Annotated in this window: 30 protein-coding genes; 12 read left to right on the top strand and 18 right to left on the bottom strand. The window is 59.7% G+C overall.

The features are described 5' to 3' along the window. The 5 genes from AB4048_RS21695 to AB4048_RS21675 all read right to left on the bottom strand — a co-directional run. Positions 1-281 (bottom strand): amidohydrolase family protein (locus AB4048_RS21695; protein WP_442204061.1); only part of this gene is annotated, 281 nt, incomplete at its 3' end. 3 nt (positions 282-284) lie between these two features. Continuing rightward, positions 285-2,009 carry a dipeptide ABC transporter ATP-binding protein gene (locus AB4048_RS21690; RefSeq protein WP_442204062.1) on the bottom strand — a complete coding sequence of 575 codons (1,725 nt, stop codon included), beginning with the start codon at positions 2,007-2,009 and terminating at the stop codon, positions 285-287. Further along, positions 2,009-2,890 (bottom strand): ABC transporter permease, encoded by an 882-nt coding sequence (locus tag AB4048_RS21685; RefSeq protein WP_442204060.1) that lies wholly within the window; start codon positions 2,888-2,890, stop codon positions 2,009-2,011. Before AB4048_RS21685 ends, AB4048_RS21690 begins: the two co-directional genes overlap by 1 nt. A 17-nt stretch (positions 2,891-2,907) precedes the next feature. Further along, entirely contained in the window at positions 2,908-3,873 is a 966-nt protein-coding gene (locus AB4048_RS21680) for an ABC transporter permease (RefSeq protein WP_442204059.1), read from the bottom strand. 129 nt (positions 3,874-4,002) lie between these two features. Then, positions 4,003-5,574: an ABC transporter substrate-binding protein gene (locus tag AB4048_RS21675; RefSeq protein WP_442204058.1), complete on the bottom strand. Its 1,572-nt coding sequence runs from the start codon at positions 5,572-5,574 to the stop codon at positions 4,003-4,005. 594 nt (positions 5,575-6,168) lie between these two features. On the opposite strand from AB4048_RS21675, the gene AB4048_RS21670 reads away from it, so the two are divergent. Next, positions 6,169-6,432, top strand: coding sequence for a hypothetical protein (locus AB4048_RS21670; RefSeq protein WP_442204057.1), 264 nt, complete (start codon positions 6,169-6,171; stop codon positions 6,430-6,432). A 330-nt stretch (positions 6,433-6,762) separates the two neighbouring features. Here the strand turns inward: AB4048_RS21670 and AB4048_RS21665 are convergent, their stop codons facing one another. From AB4048_RS21665 to AB4048_RS21635, 7 genes are all read right to left on the bottom strand, one after another. Next, positions 6,763-7,461 carry a hypothetical protein gene (locus tag AB4048_RS21665; protein ID WP_442204056.1) on the bottom strand — a complete coding sequence of 233 codons (699 nt, stop codon included), beginning with the start codon at positions 7,459-7,461 and terminating at the stop codon, positions 6,763-6,765. Further along, positions 7,458-9,575, bottom strand: coding sequence for a terminase large subunit domain-containing protein (locus AB4048_RS21660; RefSeq protein WP_442204055.1), 2,118 nt, complete (start codon positions 9,573-9,575; stop codon positions 7,458-7,460). The genes AB4048_RS21665 and AB4048_RS21660 overlap by 4 nt, the downstream gene beginning before the upstream one ends. Further along, on the bottom strand, positions 9,544-9,867 hold the full coding sequence (locus AB4048_RS21655; RefSeq protein WP_442204054.1) for a hypothetical protein: 324 nt from the start codon (positions 9,865-9,867) through the stop codon (positions 9,544-9,546). Before AB4048_RS21655 ends, AB4048_RS21660 begins: the two co-directional genes overlap by 32 nt. 49 nt (positions 9,868-9,916) lie before the next feature. Next, positions 9,917-10,342, bottom strand: a complete 426-nt coding sequence (locus AB4048_RS21650) for a hypothetical protein (RefSeq protein WP_442204053.1) — start codon at positions 10,340-10,342, stop codon at positions 9,917-9,919. A 114-nt stretch (positions 10,343-10,456) separates the two neighbouring features. Further along, a complete protein-coding gene (locus AB4048_RS21645; RefSeq protein ID WP_442204052.1) occupies positions 10,457-10,912 on the bottom strand; it encodes a hypothetical protein in 456 nt (151 codons plus the stop codon). A gap of 64 nt (positions 10,913-10,976) precedes the next feature. Beyond that, entirely contained in the window at positions 10,977-11,333 is a 357-nt protein-coding gene (locus AB4048_RS21640) for a hypothetical protein (RefSeq protein WP_442204051.1), read from the bottom strand. Between the two features lie 81 nt (positions 11,334-11,414). Next, on the bottom strand, positions 11,415-11,810 hold the full coding sequence (locus AB4048_RS21635) for a hypothetical protein (RefSeq protein ID WP_442204050.1): 396 nt from the start codon (positions 11,808-11,810) through the stop codon (positions 11,415-11,417). Between the two features lie 48 nt (positions 11,811-11,858). Here AB4048_RS21635 and AB4048_RS21630 point away from each other — a divergent pair, with 48 nt between their 5' ends. From AB4048_RS21630 to AB4048_RS21620, 3 genes are all read left to right on the top strand, one after another. Then, positions 11,859-12,104 carry a hypothetical protein gene (locus tag AB4048_RS21630; RefSeq protein ID WP_442204049.1) on the top strand — a complete coding sequence of 82 codons (246 nt, stop codon included), beginning with the start codon at positions 11,859-11,861 and terminating at the stop codon, positions 12,102-12,104. Between the two features lie 312 nt (positions 12,105-12,416). Then, on the top strand, positions 12,417-13,235 hold the full coding sequence (locus AB4048_RS21625) for a DUF4145 domain-containing protein (RefSeq protein ID WP_442204048.1): 819 nt from the start codon (positions 12,417-12,419) through the stop codon (positions 13,233-13,235). Further along, positions 13,232-14,098, top strand: a complete 867-nt coding sequence (locus tag AB4048_RS21620; RefSeq protein ID WP_442204047.1) for a DUF4238 domain-containing protein — start codon at positions 13,232-13,234, stop codon at positions 14,096-14,098. Before AB4048_RS21625 ends, AB4048_RS21620 begins: the two co-directional genes overlap by 4 nt. 102 nt (positions 14,099-14,200) lie before the next feature. On the opposite strand, the gene AB4048_RS21615 is transcribed toward AB4048_RS21620, so the two are convergent. From AB4048_RS21615 to AB4048_RS21600, 4 genes are all read right to left on the bottom strand, one after another. After that, the gene (locus tag AB4048_RS21615; protein WP_442204046.1) at positions 14,201-14,590 is read right to left on the bottom strand and encodes a Rap1a/Tai family immunity protein; all 390 of its coding nucleotides are present in this window, start codon (positions 14,588-14,590) and stop codon (positions 14,201-14,203) included. Positions 14,591-14,671: 81 nt separating this feature from the next. Then, positions 14,672-15,049, bottom strand: coding sequence for a hypothetical protein (locus AB4048_RS21610; protein ID WP_442204045.1), 378 nt, complete (start codon positions 15,047-15,049; stop codon positions 14,672-14,674). Positions 15,050-15,133: 84 nt separating this feature from the next. After that, the gene (locus AB4048_RS21605; protein WP_442204044.1) at positions 15,134-15,580 is read right to left on the bottom strand and encodes a hypothetical protein; all 447 of its coding nucleotides are present in this window, start codon (positions 15,578-15,580) and stop codon (positions 15,134-15,136) included. Between the two features lie 129 nt (positions 15,581-15,709). Next, on the bottom strand, positions 15,710-16,123 hold the full coding sequence (locus tag AB4048_RS21600; protein ID WP_442204043.1) for a Rap1a/Tai family immunity protein: 414 nt from the start codon (positions 16,121-16,123) through the stop codon (positions 15,710-15,712). A gap of 436 nt (positions 16,124-16,559) precedes the next feature. Between AB4048_RS21600 and AB4048_RS21595 the strand changes: the two genes are divergently transcribed. The 8 genes from AB4048_RS21595 (at position 16,560) to AB4048_RS21560 (ending at position 20,848) form a co-directional block, all read left to right on the top strand. Beyond that, positions 16,560-16,778 (top strand): hypothetical protein, encoded by a 219-nt coding sequence (locus tag AB4048_RS21595; RefSeq protein ID WP_442204042.1) that lies wholly within the window; start codon positions 16,560-16,562, stop codon positions 16,776-16,778. Positions 16,779-16,839: 61 nt separating this feature from the next. Further along, the gene (locus AB4048_RS21590; RefSeq protein WP_442204041.1) at positions 16,840-17,055 is read left to right on the top strand and encodes a hypothetical protein; all 216 of its coding nucleotides are present in this window, start codon (positions 16,840-16,842) and stop codon (positions 17,053-17,055) included. After that, on the top strand, positions 17,048-17,359 hold the full coding sequence (locus AB4048_RS21585; RefSeq protein ID WP_442204040.1) for a hypothetical protein: 312 nt from the start codon (positions 17,048-17,050) through the stop codon (positions 17,357-17,359). Before AB4048_RS21590 ends, AB4048_RS21585 begins: the two co-directional genes overlap by 8 nt. A gap of 10 nt (positions 17,360-17,369) precedes the next feature. Then, complete coding sequence (locus tag AB4048_RS21580) at positions 17,370-17,873, top strand: hypothetical protein (protein WP_442204039.1); 504 nt, start codon at positions 17,370-17,372, stop codon at positions 17,871-17,873. Next, a complete protein-coding gene (locus AB4048_RS21575; RefSeq protein WP_442204038.1) occupies positions 17,870-18,064 on the top strand; it encodes a helix-turn-helix transcriptional regulator in 195 nt (64 codons plus the stop codon). Before AB4048_RS21580 ends, AB4048_RS21575 begins: the two co-directional genes overlap by 4 nt. Positions 18,065-18,581: 517 nt before the next feature. Then, positions 18,582-19,736: a tyrosine-type recombinase/integrase gene (locus AB4048_RS21570; RefSeq protein WP_442204037.1), complete on the top strand. Its 1,155-nt coding sequence runs from the start codon at positions 18,582-18,584 to the stop codon at positions 19,734-19,736. 417 nt (positions 19,737-20,153) lie between these two features. After that, positions 20,154-20,324, top strand: coding sequence for a helix-turn-helix domain-containing protein (locus AB4048_RS21565; RefSeq protein WP_442204036.1), 171 nt, complete (start codon positions 20,154-20,156; stop codon positions 20,322-20,324). Next, entirely contained in the window at positions 20,321-20,848 is a 528-nt protein-coding gene (locus AB4048_RS21560; RefSeq protein WP_442204035.1) for a hypothetical protein, read from the top strand. The genes AB4048_RS21565 and AB4048_RS21560 overlap by 4 nt, the downstream gene beginning before the upstream one ends. A gap of 133 nt (positions 20,849-20,981) precedes the next feature. On the opposite strand, the gene AB4048_RS21555 is transcribed toward AB4048_RS21560, so the two are convergent. Both AB4048_RS21555 and AB4048_RS21550 read right to left on the bottom strand, forming a co-directional pair. Further along, a complete protein-coding gene (locus tag AB4048_RS21555) occupies positions 20,982-21,743 on the bottom strand; it encodes a hypothetical protein (protein WP_442204034.1) in 762 nt (253 codons plus the stop codon). 697 nt (positions 21,744-22,440) lie between these two features. Next, the gene (locus AB4048_RS21550; protein WP_442204033.1) at positions 22,441-22,986 is read right to left on the bottom strand and encodes a hypothetical protein; all 546 of its coding nucleotides are present in this window, start codon (positions 22,984-22,986) and stop codon (positions 22,441-22,443) included.

Below are 22,986 nucleotides of genomic sequence, written 5' to 3'. Positions count from 1 at the left end.
GCACCCTGGCATGCGCGGTACCAGAGATCGCTACGCCCGCCGCCGAGCGTCTTGATCAGTCCGTGGCCGGCATGGGCATGGCTGTCGACGAAGCCCGGCATGATCGCCATGCCGCGCGCGTCGATGATCTCGCCCGCCTGATGGTCCCGTGCCACTTCATCCGAAGGACCGACGGCGACGATGCGGTCGCCCTTGATCGCCACCGCCCCATCGGGAATGATCCGCCGCTCGGGGTCGATGGCGATCACGGTGCCGTTTCTGATCACGATATCTGCTTCCATGTCTTAAACGCTCGCTGCTACAGGCTCGTTGGAAAATATACGATCGAGCGACGGCGCCAGGCGCAGAAGCTCGCGTGTATAGGGATGCTTCGGGGCCGAAAACAGCGTTTCCGTGTCCGCCAATTCGACGATCTCGCCCGCCTTCATGACCGCGACGCGGTCGCACATCTGCCGTATCACCGCCAGATCGTGGCTGATGAACAGGATCGAAAGGCCGGCGAGATCGCGCAGATCCTTCAGAAGATTGAGGATCTGCGCCTGTACCGAAACGTCAAGCGCCGAGGTCGGCTCATCACAGATCAGCGTCGTCGGCCGCGGGCCGAGGGCGCGCGCGATCGCGATGCGCTGGCGCTGGCCGCCGGAAAACGCATGCGAGAAGCGCGTGCCCACATCGCCTGGCAGGCCGACGGCCTCAAGCAACGTCCTGGCATCGAGCCGAGCCTGTTCGGCATTCGACGCAAGCTTATAGAACAGGATCGGCTCGGCGATCGCCGAATTGATCCTGATGCGTGGATTGAGTGCCGAATAGGGATCCTGAAACACCATCTGCATCGACTGGCGAACGGCCTTGTCGCGGTGAGCGCCAAGCGGCGTTCCCTGGAAATCGATGCTGCCCGAGTTCTGCGCCACCAGCCCGGCAATGGTATTGGCGACGGTGGTCTTGCCGCAGCCCGACTCGCCGACGAGGCCGAAGATCTCGCCGCGACGCACGTCGAAGGATACGTCCTTGACCGCCTTGAAGACCGACCCCTTGCCGCCCGGCACGAAAGAGCGGCGACCGTATTCAACGCAAAGATTGCGCACGTCCAGCACGACGTCGCCTCCTGTCGGGTCGCCGTTCCCGATGCTTTTTTGGCGAACGGCCTGGCGCGCGTCGAGCGTGACCTTGGTCTCTTCGCTCGGAACCGGCAGGCGGTCGAGCCTGACGTCCATCGGCGGCACGGCGGCGATCAGCGTTCGGGCGTAGGCGGCCTTCGGCGCGGTCAACACGTCACGTGTCGGCCCGCTCTCGACCACGCAGCCGTTCTGCATGATCGTCACGTGGTCGGCGATTTCGGCGACCACGCCCATATTGTGGGTCACCAACAGAACGCCGACGCGGCGAACATTGGCGAGATCGCGGATGAGCTTCAGAATCTGCGCCTGCACCGATACGTCGAGTGCCGTGGTCGGCTCGTCGGCGACGATCAGCTTGGGATCGCAGGCAAGCGCCGTCGCGATGACAACGCGCTGGCGCTGGCCGCCCGACAGCTGATGCGGATAGCAGCCCAGGCGCCGCTCCGGTTCCGGAATGCCGACGGCCTTCATCAACTCGAGCGCGCGGGCACGCGCCTCGCGGCGATCGATCTTCAGGTGCGCCAGCATCCCTTCGGTGAGCTGGCTTTCCACCGTGAACAGCGGGTTGAGGCTGGTCATCGGGTCCTGGAAGATCGCGCCGACATCACGGCCGGGGATAATCCCTTCCGTGCGCCCGGTGCGCACATCGATCGGCTTGCCGGCGATGGCAATCGAGCCGGCCGCAATCCGGCCCGGCGCCTGCAGGAGACCCATGAGCGCGTTGCCGACCGTGGTCTTGCCCGCGCCGGACTCCCCGACCAGAGCATGGATCTCGCCGGGCGCGATCGTCAGCGTGACGTCGTTGACGGCCGCCAGCGTTTCGCCGTTGGCGAGCGGATACTCGACCCGCAAATTCCTGATGTCGAGGGCAAGTGGCGTTGTGTGTATCATCATCGTGCCATCAGTTTGGGGTTGAAGCGATCGCGGAGATAGTCGCCGATCACGTTGACGGAGAGGACGAGAACCACGAGCACGGCGGCCGGCATCACAGCGATCCACCAGAGGCCGGAGAACAGGAACTGATTGCCGATCCGGATCAGCGTGCCGAGCGACGGATAGGTGGGCGGCATGCCGGCACCCAGAAACGACAGGGTCGCTTCGGTGAGGATGGCGCCGGCAAGATTGATCGTGGCGATCACCATCACCGAACTCATGACGTTCGGAAGGATGTGCCGCATCATGATCCGGCGCGACGGCAGGCCGATCACCTTAGCCGCCCGCACATAGTCGCGAGAAATCTCAACCATGCTGGAGGCGCGAACCGTGCGGGCATACTGCACCCACTCATTGACGGCGATCGCAAAGATCAGAATGAGCGGTGCCCAGGTGAGTACGGTGTCGGCGCTCAGCTGTGCCTTGGCGATACCGCTGATGAGCAGGGCCACGAGGATCGTCGGGAAGCTGACCAGGATATCGGCGATCCGCATCACGATGCTGTCGATCAGGCCGCCGAAGAAGCCGGCGATCAGGCCAAGCAGGACGCCGATCGCGGCCGCGAACAGGACCGCGCCGACGCCGATCAGCACCGATATGCGCAAGCCGAACAGGATGACCGAGACCAGGTCACGCCCTTGGTTGTCGGTGCCGAGCAGGAAGCGCGGGTCGCCGCCATCCACGAAGACCGGCGGAATCTCCGCATCGATCAGCGAATAGGACGAGACGTCGCGCGGATCCATCGGGGCGATCATCGGCGCGAAGATCACCAGCACCAGCATGGTTACGAGAACCAGGCTCGCAAGGATGACGGAAAGCGGCGGAAGTCTCTGCATCATTTGAGCTTGCCTAGCCATTATCGTGTCCTCAGCCGGGGGTCGATGAAGGTGTAGAGAATGTCGACGATCGTGTTGATCAGAACGAACAGAAAGCCGACGAACAGCAGATAGGCCGAAAGAACCGGGATATCCGGATAGCCGACCGCGTTGGTGAAGAGCAGACCCATGCCGGGCCATTGGAAAACCGTCTCGGTGACGATGGCAAAGGCGATCAGCTGGCCGATCTGCAGGCCGGTGACGGTGACCACCGGCATGAGCGCATTGCGCAGCGCCAGGCGACCATAGATATAGTGCCGTGGCAATCCGCGCGCGAAGGCGAAGCGGATGTAGTCGGAAGACAGTACGTCGATCATCTCCGAGCGCACCAGACGCATGATCAGCGTCAGCTGGAACAGCGCGAGCGTGATCGACGGCAGGATCAGCGACTTCAACCCGGAGCTCGTCAAAAAGCCCGTCTGCCAGAAGCCGAGATCGACGACATCCCCCCTCCCCGATGACGGCAGCCAGCGCAGATTGACGGCGAAGACCAGGATCAGCAGTAGCCCGGTGACGAATGTCGGCATGGAGATGCCGACGAGCGTAAGGGACTGAGTGAGCCGAGACAGGGCACCGTGCGGCTTCAGCGCGCAGACGACGCCAAGCGGAATGCCAAGCGCGAGCGACAGAACGGTCGCGATCAGGACCAGTTCAAGCGTGGCCGGAAGCCTGCTCAAGAGCAGGCTGACGACGGGCTGCTGGTAGCGAAAGCTCGTCCCGAGATTGCCGTGCAGGACCCGGCCGACGAACTCGACAAACTGGAGGACGAGCGGCCTATCCAGGCCGAGCGTGGCGCGAAGCGCATCTTTCTCGGCCTGCGTCGCGCCTTCGCGCACCATGGCGGCAACCGGATCGCCGACAAATCGAAACATGATGAAGGCGATGGCCGTCACAGCAACCATCACGAGGATGGCTTGGAGGAGCCTTACCGATAGAATTCTGATCATTTGACAATACCTTGCCGGAAACGCGGTCCGGCGCTTTCGCCTGAAGAGACCGCGCTGCTTTGCTCACCATGTCTTGAGGGTGATCCCAAGCGTCCGCCTGGGATCACATCGCAAGGGCGGCTGTCCGCCTCACTTCATCTGGGCGAACCAGGGGCGCACATATTCGTCAGGGAACTGAGGAATATCGACTTTGTCGCTCATCGCCCAAGCCACCGGTTGCTGGTGCAGCGGCAGGTAGAACGCCTGATCGTGTGTGATCTTGAAGGCATCCTTCAGCATCTGCACGCGCTTTGCTTCATCGAGTTCGGTCGAGGCGGCGCGAGCCAAGGCATCAATCTTGCCATCGGAAAGACCGTTCGGATTGCTGCCGCCGTAGTCGCCGTTGCTGGACGCAAGCAGGGACTGGAGGGCGCTAAAACCATCCATCGGCGGCAGCGATGCCCAACCGATCATGTAGATGTCGAAATCGCCCTTATCCATGCGCGGGAAGTAGGTGGTCTTGCTTTCGACGTTCACCTCGGCCTTAACGCCGATCTTGGCCCACATGGAGGCGATCGCCAGGCAGATCTGCTCGTCGGCGATATAGCGATCGTTGGAGCAGTTGAGCCCAACCTTGAAGCCGTCGGGATAGCCGGCCTGCGTCAATAGCGACTTCGCCTGCTTGACGTCATAGGCCAGCGGCTCGTCGATGGACTTGTCGTAGCCGGTCACTTCGGGGGCCACCAGCATGCCGGACGTGCGGGATTTCCCGCGCATCAGCCGCTTCTGGATCGTGTTCAGATCGACGGCATGCCACAGTGCCTGGCGGACCTGCACGTCCAGCAGCGGATTGGGCTTGCCGGGCATGGCATGGAGCTCCGGCCGGTAGTTGAAGCCGAGGAAGATTTCCCTGAGCGAAGGGTTCTGGACCACCTTCAGCCCCGGCGTATTGCCGATGCGGTCAATGTCCTGCAAAGGGATCGGCGCGATCATGTCCAGCTCGCCGGAAAGCAGCGCGGCAACCCGTGTGGCGTCAGAGGCGATCGGACGGTATTCGACGCCGGTCAGATTGTGCTGAGGCTTGTCCCACCAGCTTTCATTGACCGCGAAAACCGACTTTGCATCCGGCTCGTAGCTGACGAGCTTGAACGGGCCTGTGCCATTGGCGTGGTTGTTTGCGTAGGTCGTCACGCCCGTCGAGGTATTGCCGGGCTTGAGGGCGTCGTGTTCGGCCATCCACGGCTTGCTCATCATATAGACGGCGGCAAGGTCGTTGAGGAGCAGCGGATAGGGTCCGCGCAAAATGATGTCGACGGTATAATCGTCGACCTTTTCGGCGCCGACCACCGCCGGCAGATCCTCGCGGTTGCGCGAGCCCGGATCGATCTCGCGCAGGATCGTGGCGACCACGTCGTCGGCGTTGAATGCCTGGCCTTCGTGGAACTTGACGCCCTGCCGTAGCTTGAAGCGCCAGCGCGTCGGCTCGACCACTTCCCAGGAGGTGGCGAGTGCGGGCTCGAGCTGCAGCTCCTTGTTACGGCGCACCAGCGGATCGAAGACCATGTGCTGCATGCCCTGCGTAAAGCTGTCGACCTGCGCATTCGGATCGTACGAGACAACATCGCCGGCCGACGACCAGCGCAGGGTCTTTGCAAGCGACGGTGTCGTCAGCGGCATGATGATGGCGATCCCTGCCACAAGGGTCTTCAGATAATTATTCACATAATCCTCCCGTTTCACGTATAAATTGCAATGATTTCATACCAATGCAACTCTTCCCGATATTTAGTATACATATAATGTCTACATGATCAAGCGACATGGATTCCATTTCACGACGCAACGTGGCAGCACGCAGGTACCAGGAGCCAGAATGAGGGAACGACCCCGCCGCAACTACAGGCCTCCCTTCACGGCTGAAAGTCGTGCTTAGGATCAAGCGCTTGAAGGCGATGGCTAGCGCACCAGTTCAACGTGCACCCGAACCCGACCAAATAGTGGAAGAACGAGCGCCAGATGATGTTTCCATGCTGGAGCTGCAAGACAACTGACAGCCAACCGCAAATAAGTGGCAACTGAGAGCAACAATTCGACGAGCGTGCAGACAACCGCCGCTCTGCTATTGCGCCTCCGGCAAGCCGGCTCACTCGAGAGGTTCTTCATTATTGGTCAGCTCGGACCGGGTTTAGTGCCGGTGATCTGGGCGGCAGGAACTTGCCGTCACCCGCTCATTGCCCCATCCGGGTAATGTTATGGTTGAACGAGGCGTAGCGTTCTGTTTGGATTTCATTTCTGGGGCCACAAGAGGAGGACGCAATGCTTACCATATTGGCCCATCACGACGTCAAAGACGTCAAACACTGGCTTGCCTCGCCGCGCCGCAAAAAGATTTTCGAACCCATCGGCTGCACGAACATTCGCACGTTTGTCGATCCACAAGCGTCCAAACGAGTTGGCTTGGTCATGGACGTTGCTGACATAGGACGCGTGACGGAGTTTATGAAGACCAAGGCAGCGGCCGACGCGATGGAGTATGACGGCATGTTAACGGAGACGTTGGTGATCCTCACTCAATCATAGCGGTAGCATTGCGGGTCCCCATCATAGTCGTGAATCAAGCCTAAGATGGCATTCGGAAACGGGGGGGGACGGCATTATTCGTTAGGCACACTGTCTCGCACTACAAGGGTTGGCGGAACACGGACACGTTTTCTGCGATCCAGAAGCCGAACGGCGTGACACCTGCAGTGCCACTGCCTCGCCCTTCTGGTGGCGCAGTCGCACCTCTCTTCCATTGTTCGCGCAATAAATCCGTGGCCGAAAAGTCGTTCCGCGCGACTACCGAATTTTGCCGCCAGTTGCGCGCGTTCGTATCGCGAAGCGGTGGTTGTCCGCTTCCTCCTTTTTTCATCACGTCCATGCGGTCGATGAGAGCGGTTCTCTGCGCTCACCGCTGCGCCTTGCCCCCCGCGGTGCCGGAAGTTTCGTCGCCGCGAGCAGCTGCGCCAAGCTCATCAATATGTCGTCGTGGCCTCGATCGATCACCGCAATCTGCCTGCCAGCTGGCGTAACTTTCATAGAGGCGCGGCTCATTTGCCGTTTTAACTCCTGCATCTGGGTTTGCTGTGCGGGATCGGTCAAAGGCAACGAGAGGATGCCCGACTGGAACGCGACGCCGACGTCGAGCAGCAGTTGCTTGCGGGAGAGGTTCATGATCGGGATCGACGCGGCGCGGCCGCCGATGTCACCGATCAGCATCGGCGTGAGGCCGGCGGAGTGACTATCAGCATTGATAATTTTGCATCCGACCAGCGTGTCGCGCGGTAACGCCTGGGCAAGCAAATAGGCGATTGCCGAATTGTTCGAGACATCGCAGATGAAACGCGTGGTGCCATGACCGACCTCGCCATAGACCTTTGCCATCGCGGACTGGGCGAATGTGACGTGGGCCATCGGCGTGACGGTCGGCTTCAACGCATCGAGATGGAGGATCTTGACGCTGGTCATGTGATTGGCGCGGTGGACCTTGCCGACGACGATCGCTGCCGGGTCGGTCGTTCCGCCAGGGTCGATCGAGCAAATGAGGTAAGGGCCGGTTTCGGTCGTCATGCAACATCCCTTTCGAACGGTCGAGCGGTGAAGAGCTGCTCCAGATCAAGATGCCCGAAGGCGAGTTCCGGATCGAGCGCCGCGTCGCGATGCGAGGTGCCGTCGATGGTCGTGCCGAACGCGATATCGAGGACATCCTCTGAATAAAGACTGTCGCCCACGGTGCCCCACTTGCAAAGCATTTCCACGGGATAGCGCGCGCCCAACGTCACCCTCATTTCCTCAAGCTGGGCCTCGGTGAAGCGGTCGGATTGATCTGCCGGAACGACGAGTTTCGACCACTTGGAACCCGCAGCGGTCATGACGGAGTGAAAATAACTGCCGATGATCCCGGCTGAGCTGATGCCGATCAATTGCGCCTTCGGGCGGGCGGCAATCGACGGCAATACGGCCGAAATGACCGGATCTTGCAGGAACGCTGCTTCTTCAAAAATCAGCAGGTCGGCGGAGTATCCTCGAACGCTCGCGCCGGCGTCCTCGTTCGAGCCCGGCAACGAAATGATACGGCTGGAAGCGCCCACTTGTTTATCTGCGATCACCATCTGGAACTGGCTCAGACTACCGAGTTTGAGACCGGCAACCTGCGCCACCCCGACACATTTCATCAGCAATTCAGAGCTTTGCCGTAGGGTGGGTGCGATGATCAGCGAGGTGCTGCCGGGGTTCGTGAGTGCGAAGCAGGTCGCCTTCCTGGCGGTCACCAGAGACTTGCCCGATTGGCGGGCGGCGAGACATCCGACCCTCCTATCGTAGCAATCCAGCAGCGCTGCTTGCCACCAAGCAGGATCTAAACCGGTCGCGATTGCGAAATAGCTTGGCACCAGCATGTAAGCCGAAATCGCTTCGAGATCGAGGCGGGTCCGGCCACCGACGACCAGCTTCGATCGGATCGCTGCGATCTCCGCTTTTGAGTATCCCGGAAAGTTCTTTCTCGTAATCGCCTTACCATCCTGATCAATGCCAAGCGCCTCCGCTGCTCTTTCGCCCGCTGCAGCGCTGCGCTGGGCGCTGTCTAACGGATCTGGCGCGGGTTCTAGCATCGGTGGGGCATCGACCCTCGGCGCGGCGGCAACGCGTCCCTGCGCCTCCTGGGGGGGCTCCCGCGGATGAAAAAGGGGTGATCTCGGTGAACGCTCCCGCTGCTCACGAGGCGGCGCTGCCGGCTGCTTGGTCCTCGGCTTAACGCCGGAAACTTTGGACGCGAGATCGAGCAGCGAGCGCTCGAACGCCTTGAGATCCTGGTCGGCGGCATCAGGCTCGGGTGCCGGCTCGGGCGGAATGATCGGCGCAAAAGCAGGCTGGGACCCGGGCACGTCACCCGCAAGAGACTTGATCGCCGCGACGGCTTTCCCCACCTTGCCCTTGGGCAAGGTCTTCAGCGTCTTGCTTTCCAAGGCGTTGTCGATATCGAGCGCCCGCAGTTTCTTCAGTGTATAGACGCTGAGAGCGAGACCAGCCTTGTAAGCCCGCACCAGCTTCAGCATTTCGGCTTCGGTCGAATTCTCGGCGAGCTTGCGGATGCGTTCGCTCTCGTGCTTGCCGAGATCCTTAGTGAAGAGATCGCGCTCGTGCCAGGCACCGAGCTTGTCCAGGCGCTGCGTCTTCTGTAGCTCAGACAGCAACTTCCATGGGCGATCGTGCACGCGCACCTGCCGCTCGATCAGCTTGCGGCGCGCGGGCGCGCTCACGAAGGCGTTGCGTCGACCTTGATTTTTCCGGGGGGTGTATGGCGGGATCTCGTGTGCCTGCAGCGGCACGATCGGGTCGACCTTCTCACCCCTCAAAGCCCGGCTGACGCTGTCCGCCAGGAAGTCGATGTCGACGCCGCGCAGCGCCTCCAGCGAAAGCTTGGTGAGATCGAGGCCTCGCCGCGCCGCGTGGATCAGCCGAAACATGTCAGGCCCCGTCGAGCCTGCCACCAGCGCCTGCACAGCAGGTGTATCCGACTTGTGCAAATTCTCGAAAATCAGGAAATCCGGCCCATCAGTTATCAGATCGAGCCGATCCTCGCGCTGTTTTGCACTCAGTCGTGACCACGGCTTTTTGCCGATCTCGGAAAGGTCCTTGGCCTCGTACTGCCAGCTAAAGTGCCACGGGTTCTGAATCGAATTCATATTCGACCACCTTCTTGCGGGGCGGCTTGTCGGCCGGGATTAGCGAGCGACTGCGGCGGGGGATATCCGCATTTTTCTTCGTCACCGCTGTGTCGCCAGCGACCTTCTCTGTTTTCTTCGTCTGCCACCGGAGGTCAGCTTCGCGGGTCGGCTGCAAGCCTACCCCCTTGGCGATCGTATCGGACGGCGAATAACCCTCGGCGGTTAGCTGATCACCCTTGGCGTTGGTCGGTCCGCCCGGGGCCGGCGATTTTCGCATTGGAAGTCGGCGGAAGCTCAGTGCCTGGATCATCCGGCGAGTATATCCCGGAACGACATGGCGGGCGAGATGCGCTGCGAGCTTACGAGAGCGGGCTCGGGCCACCCTCGCGCAAAAACCTCGCGTAAGCCCGCGCTAGAATGACGCGCTGCTCCTCGGCGATGCCGGCATCGAGCGCAGCGAGAATGCCGGGGTACTCGGTGAGGAGATCACGCCACGGCACGGTTGCCTCGATGCACACGTCGACTGCTTCCGTAACCTGCTTGAACACCTCCGCGAACGCCCGCGCCAGTGTCATGAACTCCTGTTTCCGGGCAAGCATCGTCGCTGGCGCGATCTCCAGCAGCGCCGCGATTGCCTCATTCGCCTCCTGCGCCGCGCGGGCGCTGCAGGCAACGTCACGACGTAAGCGGAAATACAGGTCATCATGGGTGTTGTCGATCGCGAGCTTGGGGCGCCAGTCCCCTGCTGGTCGGAGCCTGGCAAACGCTTCGCGATCTTTTGGCATCTGATGTTTCCCCGAGTAGTCAGCCCTTGCCGGGTCTGCATGGCATCCGGCGGGCTCATTGGAATTGGACGAGGCGTGGAAGTATGGCTGAAACCAGCGGCGGCTGCCAGCGGCTCAAGGGCGCACTTTGCCGAATGCGTGCAGCCATCGAAACCTGGGGGGCATATCGGAGAGCCATGGGCTCCATCCATCCGGCAACGTCGGTCCGCAGAGCAACGCCGCGTCCGCCAGTCGCATTGCTTCCCGCAACATGCGGAACTGCGGCGCAAAGGAGGGATCGTCGATATTGACAAAGCATGGGAGAGTGCCATCCCCCCATTGCGGGGCGACGGTGGAGATGCTGCTGGCGAGCATGAACGGCCAGGTGCCGCGCGATGTAACCACGACAAAACGGTCCCCAGACCCGTCCGGTTGGCACAGCGGGACGGTTTCGTCAACAAGGGAGGCACGGATGACGTGGATGATCGCGTTCAACTCCACACTGAAGCGCTCCGCCGTCCGCTCGTCAGCGTCCACCAGCCATTCGCAAGCGCTGTTGTTCTCCGTCAGCATGTCGATGATCGGCCGCAAGCGGACGTAAGCCGCCTCGGTCGACGGCAAGTGGTAGACGGACGGGGCGACACCGATCTCGGGATCATGGTCGTCGCCGGCGGGGGGGCTGCGGCGGCCACGCGGCTGGCACGCCGGCATGGAAGGGGTGGCTAGTATCGGGATTGCCGGCAGATTGCGCAGGTTTTGCGGCGAGACGCAGCTGGACAATTTCCTCAAGATTAGGGTGCCAACGCAGGACTTCGGCATCGACAACGTGATGCGGCGCAATCCCGACGCTGCCCAGCATCGGTACGACCTCGGGCGGCAGCAGGCCCAAGCGCAGCAATGTCTCGAGGATTTTGAGTGGTATCGGCCGTTCGAGGTCGCCGATCGCCATGGCGGCCGCTGGATAGGGTTTAAGGACCTCTGCGGCGAGCTTGCTGGAGGTAGCTATCTTCATGGCTATTGTCCGAGAACATTGAGGTGCGCTCGGCAGGATACGCTTCACGGCGCCAGCGAGCCAGGAAGATCGCCGGCTTCCCTATTCGAACTGGCCGCGCGGATCGCTCCTCGCGTGCGGCATCAATCTATAGCTTTCCAAGCCCGCCATATCGAGGAAGTACCGAGACTTCCGCTTGGGCGCGCCGCGCAGCCACTCGGCAAGTTCTGACTGCGCCAGCTGCAGCCATTCCGGGAAATCGTCAATGCTTCTGAATTCGCCGTTGATGAGGCCAGCCAATGTGCGGATGTAAATGCTGCGGCCGACGCCGGGAAACTCGTAGATCTCGCTCCCCTTTTTCCCCGCCATGCGGATCTTCAGGAGCAGATCGCCGACCATCAGTATGTATTTGTCTTCGGGCGAGTCTTTCCCAAACCATTCGACAATTTCGCGCCTACGATCATTGTCGTCCACACCATGGTAAGCGCCGAGCCCCATGTTGCAGATCCTGCAACACGGCACGAGCCTGCACGGACCGAACCGCTGATGAATTTCTCTTTTGGTGACCAGCCGTCCATTGGCGAAGCGGTGAAGAACGTAGACGGGCGGCTGGTGATCGGAGCCGCCGTCGCTCGGCATGCCGCAATAGATGCAGCGAACGCCGGCAACCGGGTCGTACACACGCGCGAAGCGTTCCTCGGCCTGCTGTCGGCTGTATTTCTGGCCGATCGGTTTTGCCGCGGCGCTGCCTGCGATCCGATGTCCGAACAGATCAGATCCCCCGAAGCCTAGTCCCCGTCGCAAGCATCGCACAGCGGAAACTCACCGTCGTCATAGTGCTGGATCGGCGAGCCGCAATGGGCACACGTCGTGTTCAAATGGGATTGCCTGACGCCCACGGTTCCCCAGCTGTCGTCGCCTGCGCGTTGAGCGGCGCGACGCCTGCTGAGTTCAGCTTGCACTTCCTTGTCGGTGAAGCCCTGTCCCATGCCGCCCCCAGTCGAAAAACCGCAGGATGCCGGTCGGTCAGGTGTTTGTCGAACCGGATGTTCGAACAAGGTTAAACGTGTCCTGCTAGCAACTACTCGTTTTTAGCGTGCAGCCTTGGTTCCTTGGCTGAACGTTGTCATTGTCGTCTCCGACAATGGTCGATTCGGGGGGAAGTTTGTGGATCGGAGACACTGGCGAAAAAGCTACCCGTCTTTTCCGCGTTTTAAATGCCCGCGTTGTAGCCAAGGCCTTTTAACGTCGAACAAAGATAGCTTCATTCTCAAGCAGCCAGAGCACATACGTCGGGATATCGGCGAAGCCGGAATCGATATGGCGGCGGGAAGGTTTTCCGGGTTCCTGATGTGTAACTTCAAGTTTTGTGGTGAAGTAGTCGTCGTGGCCGGCGACTATCAAGAACATGTTCACTACCAATATGATGATCGGGTCGATGAAGAAGTGCCAGATGTCACTACTACCTATACGCCGGGTTTTTTCAGCCCCCCACCGTGCATTATTGCGTTACCCAAAAAGCTGACCGATAAGGTCGAAGAGCATTTGTCGGATGCGTTCGGCTTGCTATGGGTGGACGCAGCTGCCTGCGCAAATCGCCTCCGCATCGCGGTCGAGTACCTCCTCGATCAACTCGCGGTCCCGCGCAAGGGGAAGAGGAGGAACGGCAAGAACGGCGATCTGGATCTCTCTGAACGTATAGAGGCGCTCGATATCGTCCGACCTGGCCACAAAAGTGCGCTGAACGCCCTTCGCCACGTCGGCAATACAGGCAGTCATGAGGGGACAGCAGATTTTGAAGATGTGCTCGACTGCTTCGAGTTGCTCGAAGATGCGATGCTCGAACTAATCGAAGAGCGGAAGCAAAAGCTGGAAGAGACCGCGAAGCGCTTGTCTCAAAAGAGAGGCAAACCGCAGGCGTGAAACACCATTACATCCCGCAGTTCTATCTTCGTCCGTGGTTAGGAGCAGATTATAAGCTTCAGGAGTTTAGGCGCGGATACGGGGATCGTATCCAAACTGGTCGATATGGCACTTTGTCGACGGGTTACGCGGAAAATCTCTACACATTGCCCGGCGTGACGGAAGAGACGAAGCAGAATGTCGAGCGTTTCTTCATGAGCTTCGTGGACAACGCGGCCGTCAAGGCACGAGACATGATGCTGGAAGACCGGATACCCAAAGACCCTGAAATCCGTCACTCATGGGCGCGCTTCATTCTCTCACTAGTATTCCGCAATCCGGAAGAGCTGCGGAAATTCAAGGGGGACTTTAGCAAGCGTCTGCTGACCCCGGACACGGGCTTTCAAGCGCGATACGAAGCCTACCGGTCGGCGGACGATCCTGAGACGTTTGAAGAGTGGATCGTCCAGCGAGCTCCGTCGCATGCGGAGCGCGAATCTGTAATGGCAATGACCCGCTTGGTAGAAAACAAGAACGTTCTCAGGCTGCTGAGAACGATGCATTGGGTGGTGATGGATACCAGTCGTGTTACGCGAAAGCTAATGACCTCCGACCGTCCAGTGGTGATGACAAACGGCTTTGTTCAATATGCAGGTCATTACGGCATCCCCATCGGCCCGACCAGACTTTTCATAGCTTTCACGTCTGTCGCCTTCGCCGAAAAGTTCTGCGCCCTGCCCGAGGGGAAAATCGTGCGGGAAGTGAACGACGCAGTAATCGGACAGGCGCGGAAGTACGTTTATGGATTGGACAAAGCGAACCTCGCCGAGGTCCGCCGCCGGATGGGCAAGCGAGAAGCGCCGTCGTTCGTCTCCCCGCAATAAGTGCAGCCATTCAGTGCGTTTGGTCCGGTACTGAGCGAGGCGAGCCTTGTCAGCCACCTGGCAATCGTCAATTTCGTAGCTGTAGGACATGAGAACTCACGTTTATTTGCAGGGGAACTTGTCGGCGAAAGCCAGCCGCACGAGGAAATAAGCCGCCTTGCTGCGCAGCTCGGGCTTCTGGTCGACGAAGTTGGCGACGACCTCCGTCAGGGCGTTGCCGTTGATGTTCGGTACGCATGCCTTTGGGAGAGTTGCGTTGGTCAACCCACCTTCACCGTCGAAATCGACGGCGTCGTAAACAGCGGTGACGTAGCCATAGCATTGGCCAGCCGCGAGCGCCGTCGTGGGATCAATGCTCCAGCCAGACCGCACCGCGCTCAGATACGCGCGGCAGTTCTTCGTCAGCTCTTCCCCAATCCCATAGGCCGTGTTGGCATGTGCCGCCGTTGCCGCCAGCAAAACACCGGCGAGCATTACCCCAATCAGTCGCATGTAGTCCCCAAATCGTATCCCCGCGGCGATGTTTGCACGGGTTGTACGTAGCGTAAAGCGGTCGCCAGAAGGTCGAGCCAATCAGCGTAAACGCATGACGACCAACACTAACAGGCCGACAATAACCCACGCCACCGTCCGCAGCGACGCCAGCAGCTTGAGTGCTCTATCGTCTCCGCGCGAGAATTGCTGAGCGGGCACCGCGGCTTCGGCAGCCTGTTCCTCTTGCCTGACTGCAGGCGTGGCGTCTTCAGAGGGCGCCGGCTTTTGAAGCTCGCGACTTTGGTAAAGGTAGAGTTCTGCCTCCGACACCTTGCCGAGCCGCCACGGCTGGATCTCGCATCCGTCTGGTATCTCTACTTTATGTTCCTTGTCGGCGGTCAGCACCTTGATGCTGTCCGTGGAGATCGACGGTGACCACTCGGCGTAAAACCCTTCGACCCCGCCAACGCGGAACACGGCCTGGTCGATCGCGCTTATCTTCTCGGCGTAGCGCTCGAACCGCTCAGCTAGGACATAGAGATTGAAGACTACCCCGTCAGGCTAGGTGCGGTGGCGGAAGTCGATCTCGTAGCGATTTTTCACCGCACCCCAGGCCGTGCAGTGCTCCTCCACGTCCCCTTCCGGCAAAGGCGTGATCCATAACTCGAAGGTCGATATCTTTCTGTTCGTCCCCAACATGGCGTAGGACGGCTCGGGGAGCTCGTTCGATGCCCTCCGGCGTTCATCACCTGGAACGAGGTCAGCCAGGATCGAGTGCTTCTCGATCGCGGCCTTGTCGTCGCCCCCGCTGGAGCGGTAACCGCCGGCAAGGACCGAACGGGAAAGTCTCAAATTCCGGACTGTGAAGTAGAGATCGTAAGCCCAGGGTATCTGATCCAGACCGTTGCCGTTGCCGTCCGCATCGACCTCCCGCAACCCCCATCGGTATAGCGAACTGCGCTCAGGTTCATTGTTAAGAACGACCCGCCCATCAAAATAGAACCCCAACAAAGCCTCCCCGGTGTCTCAAAGCAGCGGATCGTTGCACGTTACTTATGCGCCGTAAACGGTGGGTGCCACACGGAAGGTCTTCGATCGGAGATAGCAAACGCCATGTCGTATTCGTAGGTCATGTGACTATTTGCAGGGGAACTTGTCGGCGAAGGCCTGGCGGACCAGGGAATAGCCCGTCCTGCTGATGCGAAGTTCCGGATTGCTGTCGAGAAAATTGGCGACGGCCACAACTAGCTCATAGGTGCCGGCGTCATCCGCAATGCATGCCTTCGGGAGATATTCCGTCACCACCGGGTGATCGCCCTCCGCCTGCAGCGCCTCGGCGATCCCCTTTATGTAGCCATAGCATCGCGCGCCCTCCTCGTTCAGCGGGCCGTGGGCCTTGTCGGCCGCAAGGAAGGCGTCGCAATCTTCCGTCAGGTAATAGCCGAATGTCAAAATCGTCTTTGCCTCAACCTGCGCCGGCAACATGAACGGCAGGATGGCAAGGACGACAGCGACCGCGATCATCGGGAAAGTCGGCAGGATCGTTCTCATGACTTCTCCTTGTCATCGGCTGCAGGGGAATGTGTCGATAAGGCGGTTTGACCCCCACCAGTCGCATCTGCGGACGATGGTGGCACGCACCGTGCGTAACGTAAAGCGGGGCGCGTTTTCTGGATTTGGGTTGGGATTTTCGGGGCCGCCGAGCTGCGAGTGGGGTCGGATTTTTGTGAGTATAAATACAACTTATGGAGGAGTGTAGTGTTTTGGATTTGGGTGGGATTTGGAGCGGGGAATACAGAGGAGTAGGGGGTGGCCTAGCCGTGTCCATGTATACCCTCGGCGGGCTGGTGGCGTGATATACTATTGATATTTAACGTTAAAATGTACAACACGACCCTTGACGAACGCCGCACATGCTACTAGATGACGAATGCAGAACAGCGCACCACAGCTGTTCTGCGTTACCACCCAAAGGAGAACCTACGAAATGAGCGAATACCGCGATCTAACCCCTCACGAACTCGAAGTCGTCCGTGCCTTCGCAGCTGAGTACGGCCGCGAATGGAAGGAGTATTTGATGGCAGCTTGGCTGTCCTATTCCTACAAGGGTCGCCACATGGGTGGTCAAGATAGTGGCACGCTGCGCTGCCTGCGCAACGAGCTGGGGCATGGCTGGCTCGACAAGTTCAAGCTGCCAAAACCCTGAGACCGAACAGCAAGCAGTGACACCACGCACTGCTTGCGATCCCACCCAAAGGAACGAATGAATGATAACGACCCTCCTATATCTGGGCGTCAGCTACATGCTGCCGCGAGAAATCCTCACCAAATCGAACCTCTATCGCGGGCTTGAAAACAGGCGCGGACGGCTGTTCGCACGATTAATCCTCGCGCCCTTTTTCCTGGCTTGCATGGTGCTCGCGGTCCCCATCCTCGTCGCTGTCTACATCGCCGGACTAATCAGGATGCTGCGTCATGGATAAGCACCCCTCACCTCTCCACTTCTGCGGCCGCGATTTCATGCTGTCGCGCTCGGAGCTGTCCGAAGACCTCGCCGAAGCGCTCGAAGATTGCGGCCGGTCTGGCGATGCCAGCGAAGCCGTCGCCTTTGTGCTCGCGATCTACGAGGTCACCGGCGAAATCGACGATTGCCGGGCCATGCTGGCGCCGTACGGCGCTTGGGACGATGCGGAGCTATCGAACCACCCGAAGAACCTAGAACGCCTTGTGTGGCTCGCTGGCTGCGATCTGCGCGAACAGGGCGAAATCTATTTCTCGGGCTATTGAGGGCGGAACCATGATCACTGCAAACGATCTCGTTAGCCGCGAAGTGCACCACTGCATTTCGCATCTCCTCTTCACTGTCGCCGGCGGTTCCGGCGGCAACGTTGAAAGCACGACTGAACTCGCCGACCTTGCCGAGCAGGCTTTCGAGCTGTGCTCCCCTCTCGAAGATTGGGAAGAGGCAGCAGATCAGGACGGATGGGCAATCGACGGGCACCTGTTTGTGAACCATCCCCTGCAGACGACAGCGGAAGCTAGCCCGCTCGACGCTTCCGGCTGGCAGGAGCTGTGCCAGGAGTTCGAGATCGAGCCCTACCAGCGCGAAATCTTCGAGCATTGGATCGTCAGCGACTGGCTGGCGGACAAGCTCGAAGCCAAGGGCGAGAAGGTCGACAAGGATTTCGCCGGGCTCACTGTTTGGGCGAGGACGACGACCGGACAGGCGATCTATTGCGATTGGGTCATCGAGCAGATCGCAACGGAAGTTAACAGCTTCTCGCTGATGGGGGTCGAATGACTAAGCTCGAACCTATCCTCGTCAGGCAGGCGGAGGCGGCGAAGCTCCTCGCCGTCTCAGAGCGAACGCTCGAAGCGTGGCGGGCACAGGGCAAGGGTCCGCCCTGGCTGCGCATCGGCGAAGGCAGGGGCAAAGGCGTGCGCTATGCCTATGCACAGCTCAGGCAATGGGCGGAAAAACAAATCAGCTAAATAAAAATCGCGGGACCTCGATCCCGCGATTCTTCTTATCCATGGATAACTGCAGCGAAACGCCAACCTTGGGGAGCTGCGATTTTCGCGATCGTGCTCCCCATACGCTCCCCAGATCGCTAGGATTGGGGAGCAATCGTCTCGTAAGTATTTGAAAAGAATGGTGCCCCCGCCAGGGTTCGAACCCGGGACCCCCTGATTACAAATCGCGTGCTCTGGCTTTTGCACCCCCTCCACTCTCCCATCAGAACACACAGATAACCCATCACTTCGCCTCACGAAACCCTTGCTCAGCAAGGCATTCCGCGTTAGACCATCTGATATAACCATCATTGAGGGGCTAACAGCCATGCATAAACCCATCACTCCCGTTGTGTCCGTAATGTGTCCGGAGAACACCCAGGACACAAACACGGTCGTGAAGTTCCCGAAGTCGTCACAACAGGCCGGGCTACTATCAACATCCGTGACAGGGTCACAGGCGTCGGCTCCCTCGCGTAGGGCAAAGGGCGGGTTGGTGCTCAACCGCGTCAATGTGAAAAAGCTCACCTGCGAGGCCGGCAAAACAGAAACCCTGCACCGAGACAGCGAGCTTTCGGGGTTCATCCTGCGCTGCTACGCCAACGGCAAGCGCGTCTACCTCGTCCAGTATCGAAACGCTGCCGGCCAGACGCGACGGCTCAACATCGGCCCGGCCGAAACACTCGAGGCGGACGAAGCTCGGGCACTGGCGAAGAAGGCACTGGCGAAGGTCGTCGGTGGCGAAGATCCCGCCGAAGCCCGCCAGGAGATCCGGCAAGCGCCGCGCTTCGGCGATCTGGTCACGGGATACCTGGAATACGCCGCGACCACGCAGCGCCCCTCGACGCTGGCGGAGACAACGCGCGGCCTCAACGTCCACGCCCTGTCGCTGCACACGACTGCCATCCGAGACATCAAGCGCGCTGACATCGCCGCCCTTCACGACAAGATCGGCAACGACATTGGCAAGATCGTCGCTAACCGTGTCCTGGCAGCACTGTCGTCGTTCTTCGCGTGGTGCATCGGCCGAGGCGCTGTCGAAGTGAACCCTGTCACGGCGATGCCGCGCAACGTTGAGACGCCGCGCGAGCGGACCCTCAGCGACGACGAAATCCGCAAGCTCTGGAAGGCGAGCGCCTCCAGCGACGACTTCAGCCGCATCGTCAGAATTCTGCTGCTGACTGGAACACGTCGGACTGAGGTCGGCGGCATGGAGTGGAGTGAATTCAGCGAAACCCCCGCCGGCAAGATCTGGACGATCCCTGGAGCTCGATCGAAGAACGGCCTGCCGCTCGAAACGCCTCTGGGCGACCTCGCCTTGTCGCTGCTGCCCGAGCGAAAGGAGCGCAGATACGTTTTCGGCCGCCTCGACACCGGGTTCACCGGCTGGTCGAAGTCGAAGGCCGCGTTCAACAAGCGCGCCGGCTTGAGCGATTGGGGTCTGCACGATCTCCGGCGGACGTTCTCGACGCGGATGAACGACGATGGCATCGCCCTGCCCCATATCGTCGAGGCAATGCTGAACCACGTCAGCGGCCACAAGAGCGGCGTCAGCGGCACTTACAACAGAGCACTCTATCGCGACCAGAAGCGCGAGGCGCTGGCGAAATGGGAGGCGCTGGTCCAGCAGATCGCTAAGGGCGATGAGTGATTACGACGAGAAGCTACGCGCGATCAAAGCCATGTTGGACCATGAACCCGAACCTTGGATTGCTTTCAAGCAGCTGTGGGAGGGGGTCAACTCGATGGGTACACGACCGAAAAGGGAGCGGCGAGGACGGCCAGCGACAGGACAATTCATACGGTCAACCCTGCACTGGGGGTGTGTCAGAGCAATCATGCATAAAAAAGGCGTCGGCATTACCCAAGCCGTGAAAATCTATTCCGAGGCGGCGAACTTGTCACGGGATCACGTTTGGGCGGCAGTTCGCCGCTGCCGAGAAATCACCGGCCGTGAATAAAATCTCAGTAGAGCGGTCCGTTTTTCGTGTCTATTAAAGATGTCCATCATAAACCCCCGGATGGACGCCAATGACCGAGAACAACACCTCTAAAGAACCCCAACCTCATGACCTCGAAAGAGGCTGCCGAGTATCTCAGGCGCTCGATCGTCACCTTGGAGCGGTGGCGGCACGAGAAAAAAGGGCCGCCATACGTTCGCCAATACGGTCGCGTCTACTACCTCCGTGCCGACCTGGACGCCTATATCGAAGCGCGGCGGGTAAGGGGTGCGCAATGAGCACCTGCGATGTCTGCGGCAAGACGTTCGAAGCAAGCCGGTCAGATCAGCGCTTCTGCGGGCCGGCGTGCAAACAACGAAACCACCGGATTATCCGTAACAAAAATACACCTGGAGACGAGGGAGACGTTTCGGAGGGACCGGGGGCACCGGACTGCGGATTATCCGTAACAGGCGCTCCAGCACGGCCACCGCGACAGGAGAAATGGCCATCCTGGCTTGATGCTCCCCCGGATGATGCGCCAGTTTTCGTCTCAGTGCGCGGCGAACGATTGAAGCTCGATTTCATCGCTAGTCACGGCGATCCCGGAAACGCCTGTCGTGAGCTGTTAGCGCTCGATCTGCACGGGCGCATTGGTTTCCTCGCGGCGACCGGCACGATTGGCATCGTGACCAAGATTGATAACGCTGCAAACCTGACGATGTCAGAAGGGACTGGACGGTCAATTCGTTTCGTCAAATGGAAGCCTTTCGACCGATCCATTTTCGAAGGGGATGGGAACAACGACGAGGATGCCGAATAACCATTGAATTTCCCAGCAATTTCAATAATCTGGAATGACTGGTTCGCTTATCGCTGAAGTGAGCCAGGTCGGGGGACTACTATCCGACACCCATGACCGGGTCACAGGCGTCGGGCCGAGGCGGTGTGGGCGCTCAGCGAGGCTGCGGGTCGATGGTCTGGTGCCGCAGGATTTCCTCGTCGGACTGCTCCAACTCGCCGTCGATGACGCGATCGTCGTCGGGATCTTCCATGACTGGCATCGCCGGATTGGATTGAATGCTGATACCCAAAAGCTGACGAGCAGCGGATTGCCTTTCGGCATGATCGCCGGCGAGAATGGTGTCCAAACGCTCGTGCAGCTGGCCAATACTGATGGCGACGTTCAGCTGCGGACCCTCGTTGATCGAACCGCCGAGCTTGCCCCGCAATTCATGGGTTCTGACGAGCGTGTTCGACAACGCCGCGAGCGCGGGGAAAAGCCCTTCGTCCAATGCGCAGTCAGCGGCCACTTCGAGCCGATCAGTCGTGCGTTGGATATCGTGGGCGAGCGCGGCCGGGCCGAAATAGGTCTGCGGATCGACCTCGTCGTTGAGGATCTTCTTCACCAGGCGGTTCTCAGCTTTGCGCTGCTTCTCGGCGTCAGAAAGCTTTCTGAAGGCTCGGACCTTCTGGTCGACGTGGTTCAGGCGATGATTTCGGAACGTCATGTATGCGACGTGGGATGTCTCCGCCGGGAAATTCTTATGAGCCCACTCAGTCACGGCGGAAACCTGCTCGCCGCGGGCCAGCATTTCATCGACGCATTTCAGCACCGTGATCGGGAGCGAACACACGCCGCAGGACGAGCCATTGAAGGTTCCCTTGCCCGGTCGGGCAGCGGCGGGTTCGATGGTGATCGGGCGCTTCTTTGGCATAAGGTGAGGATACCCGCCTTTTCGGAGGCTGGCGAGGTGCATCGCAGGTTGCAATCGGCTTTTGAGGTTTTTTGATCAAGCGGGACACACAATCCTCAGTCGACACCCCATCGTGCAGCTATGAAACTGAAACAGGTGCAGCTATGAAGCCGAAACAGGGCGCAGCTATAAGCGGAAGCACAGCGCACTTCATGTTCGACAAGGAAAATATCCTATATTTTTACGGCTAAATTTTCGACCAGAGCCAGTGCCCCTGAAATGCCGCCGAAGCAGACAGCGCGCACCGGCCTTGAGAGGCTGCAAAGGGGCAAAACAGTAGTGAAAGATACTGTTCTTTTTGCTGTTCCAATTTTCTCAATGATTTCTATGCGTAAAGCAGTAAAACAGTAAAAACAGTATGAGCAGATATATATAAACGCGCGGGCGACCCTTTTCCCCCTCGCATGCGTGTTTCTTCTCCCCCTCTCTTAAGCATGTTTTTTCCGAAAATTTTACTGCTCTACTGTTCTGCAGCCGTTTTTGCGCTCGTAACGATTTGGTTTCATTATATAAAAGCCAGAACAGTAGCCAAAAAAATTTACTGTTCTGAGTACTGCTCCTACTACTGTTCTGCAGCCCTTGCACTTGAATTTCGCAAAAATCCACTCGCATTCCGCTCACTTGAAAACCTTGCCGACGAGTTTGTCGACAGCCTCCATCACAGCGCCAGGCACTGCTGCTTCCAGCATATCGACCATGAATTCGCAATCGTGCCACGGCTCGTCAACCTCGAAATCGATGATCGGCCGCATCGTTTTCGCCGCCTCTGGCAACCATGCAAACAGCCGTCCGCGCCTCGTTGCGTTATGTGTTCTGGGTCAATATATCGCGGATCGTACTGCGCCTCGACCGTCAGACCAGCGAACTCGCAGCTTACTTTTTCCCTGATGATGAGCGCGAACTCCGTCCCTGGCGCGAACAGCCGAGCGTGGTCTCCTGCCCTTATGCGAGCCTTCGCCGTCAGGCCGAGCTGCCATGCCGCCGCCTCCGCCTTCCAACTATCAGTTGCGTACGCCCATGTGCTGGCGATCACGTTCTTGTCCCGGTCGAGTGCCGCGATGCCGAGCTGCATCGCCCTGGCGACGGTCAGCTTGCCCATACGGAACGTCTCCAGCCGCCCCAGGCCGGCGTTGGAGAGGAAGCTGCCGCGCTGGCGGGGTGGGTAGCGTGGGTCGCCCGACGCCACGATCTTGACGACCGGCAT

It is taken from the genome of Rhizobium sp. RAF56 (assembly GCF_052113965.1).
GTDB lineage: Bacteria > Pseudomonadota > Alphaproteobacteria > Rhizobiales > Rhizobiaceae > Rhizobium.
The sequence above is the reverse complement of the archived record's forward strand: the minus strand, read 5'-3'. Positions and strand labels throughout refer to the sequence as shown.

What these genes read in the sequence shown, in the direction of transcription:
- AB4048_RS21690 (WP_442204062.1), bottom strand. Translation starts at nt 2,009, where the DNA reads ATGATACACACAACGCCACTTGCCCTCGACATCAGGAATTTGCGGGTC.
- AB4048_RS21685 (WP_442204060.1), bottom strand. Translation starts at nt 2,890, where the DNA reads ATGATGCAGAGACTTCCGCCGCTTTCCGTCATCCTTGCGAGCCTGGTT.
- AB4048_RS21680 (WP_442204059.1), bottom strand. Translation starts at nt 3,873, where the DNA reads ATGATCAGAATTCTATCGGTAAGGCTCCTCCAAGCCATCCTCGTGATG.
- AB4048_RS21670 (WP_442204057.1), top strand. Translation starts at nt 6,169, where the DNA reads ATGCTTACCATATTGGCCCATCACGACGTCAAAGACGTCAAACACTGG.
- AB4048_RS21665 (WP_442204056.1), bottom strand. Translation starts at nt 7,461, where the DNA reads ATGACGACCGAAACCGGCCCTTACCTCATTTGCTCGATCGACCCTGGC.
- AB4048_RS21660 (WP_442204055.1), bottom strand. Translation starts at nt 9,575, where the DNA reads ATGAATTCGATTCAGAACCCGTGGCACTTTAGCTGGCAGTACGAGGCC.
- AB4048_RS21655 (WP_442204054.1), bottom strand. Translation starts at nt 9,867, where the DNA reads ATGATCCAGGCACTGAGCTTCCGCCGACTTCCAATGCGAAAATCGCCG.
- AB4048_RS21650 (WP_442204053.1), bottom strand. Translation starts at nt 10,342, where the DNA reads ATGCCAAAAGATCGCGAAGCGTTTGCCAGGCTCCGACCAGCAGGGGAC.
- AB4048_RS21640 (WP_442204051.1), bottom strand. Translation starts at nt 11,333, where the DNA reads ATGAAGATAGCTACCTCCAGCAAGCTCGCCGCAGAGGTCCTTAAACCC.
- AB4048_RS21635 (WP_442204050.1), bottom strand. Translation starts at nt 11,810, where the DNA reads ATGGGGCTCGGCGCTTACCATGGTGTGGACGACAATGATCGTAGGCGC.
- AB4048_RS21630 (WP_442204049.1), top strand. Translation starts at nt 11,859, where the DNA reads ATGAATTTCTCTTTTGGTGACCAGCCGTCCATTGGCGAAGCGGTGAAG.
- AB4048_RS21615 (WP_442204046.1), bottom strand. Translation starts at nt 14,590, where the DNA reads ATGCGACTGATTGGGGTAATGCTCGCCGGTGTTTTGCTGGCGGCAACG.
- AB4048_RS21600 (WP_442204043.1), bottom strand. Translation starts at nt 16,123, where the DNA reads ATGAGAACGATCCTGCCGACTTTCCCGATGATCGCGGTCGCTGTCGTC.
- AB4048_RS21595 (WP_442204042.1), top strand. Translation starts at nt 16,560, where the DNA reads ATGAGCGAATACCGCGATCTAACCCCTCACGAACTCGAAGTCGTCCGT.
- AB4048_RS21590 (WP_442204041.1), top strand. Translation starts at nt 16,840, where the DNA reads ATGATAACGACCCTCCTATATCTGGGCGTCAGCTACATGCTGCCGCGA.
- AB4048_RS21585 (WP_442204040.1), top strand. Translation starts at nt 17,048, where the DNA reads ATGGATAAGCACCCCTCACCTCTCCACTTCTGCGGCCGCGATTTCATG.
- AB4048_RS21580 (WP_442204039.1), top strand. Translation starts at nt 17,370, where the DNA reads ATGATCACTGCAAACGATCTCGTTAGCCGCGAAGTGCACCACTGCATT.
- AB4048_RS21575 (WP_442204038.1), top strand. Translation starts at nt 17,870, where the DNA reads ATGACTAAGCTCGAACCTATCCTCGTCAGGCAGGCGGAGGCGGCGAAG.
- AB4048_RS21565 (WP_442204036.1), top strand. Translation starts at nt 20,154, where the DNA reads ATGACCTCGAAAGAGGCTGCCGAGTATCTCAGGCGCTCGATCGTCACC.
- AB4048_RS21560 (WP_442204035.1), top strand. Translation starts at nt 20,321, where the DNA reads ATGAGCACCTGCGATGTCTGCGGCAAGACGTTCGAAGCAAGCCGGTCA.
- AB4048_RS21555 (WP_442204034.1), bottom strand. Translation starts at nt 21,743, where the DNA reads ATGCCAAAGAAGCGCCCGATCACCATCGAACCCGCCGCTGCCCGACCG.
- AB4048_RS21550 (WP_442204033.1), bottom strand. Translation starts at nt 22,986, where the DNA reads ATGCCGGTCGTCAAGATCGTGGCGTCGGGCGACCCACGCTACCCACCC.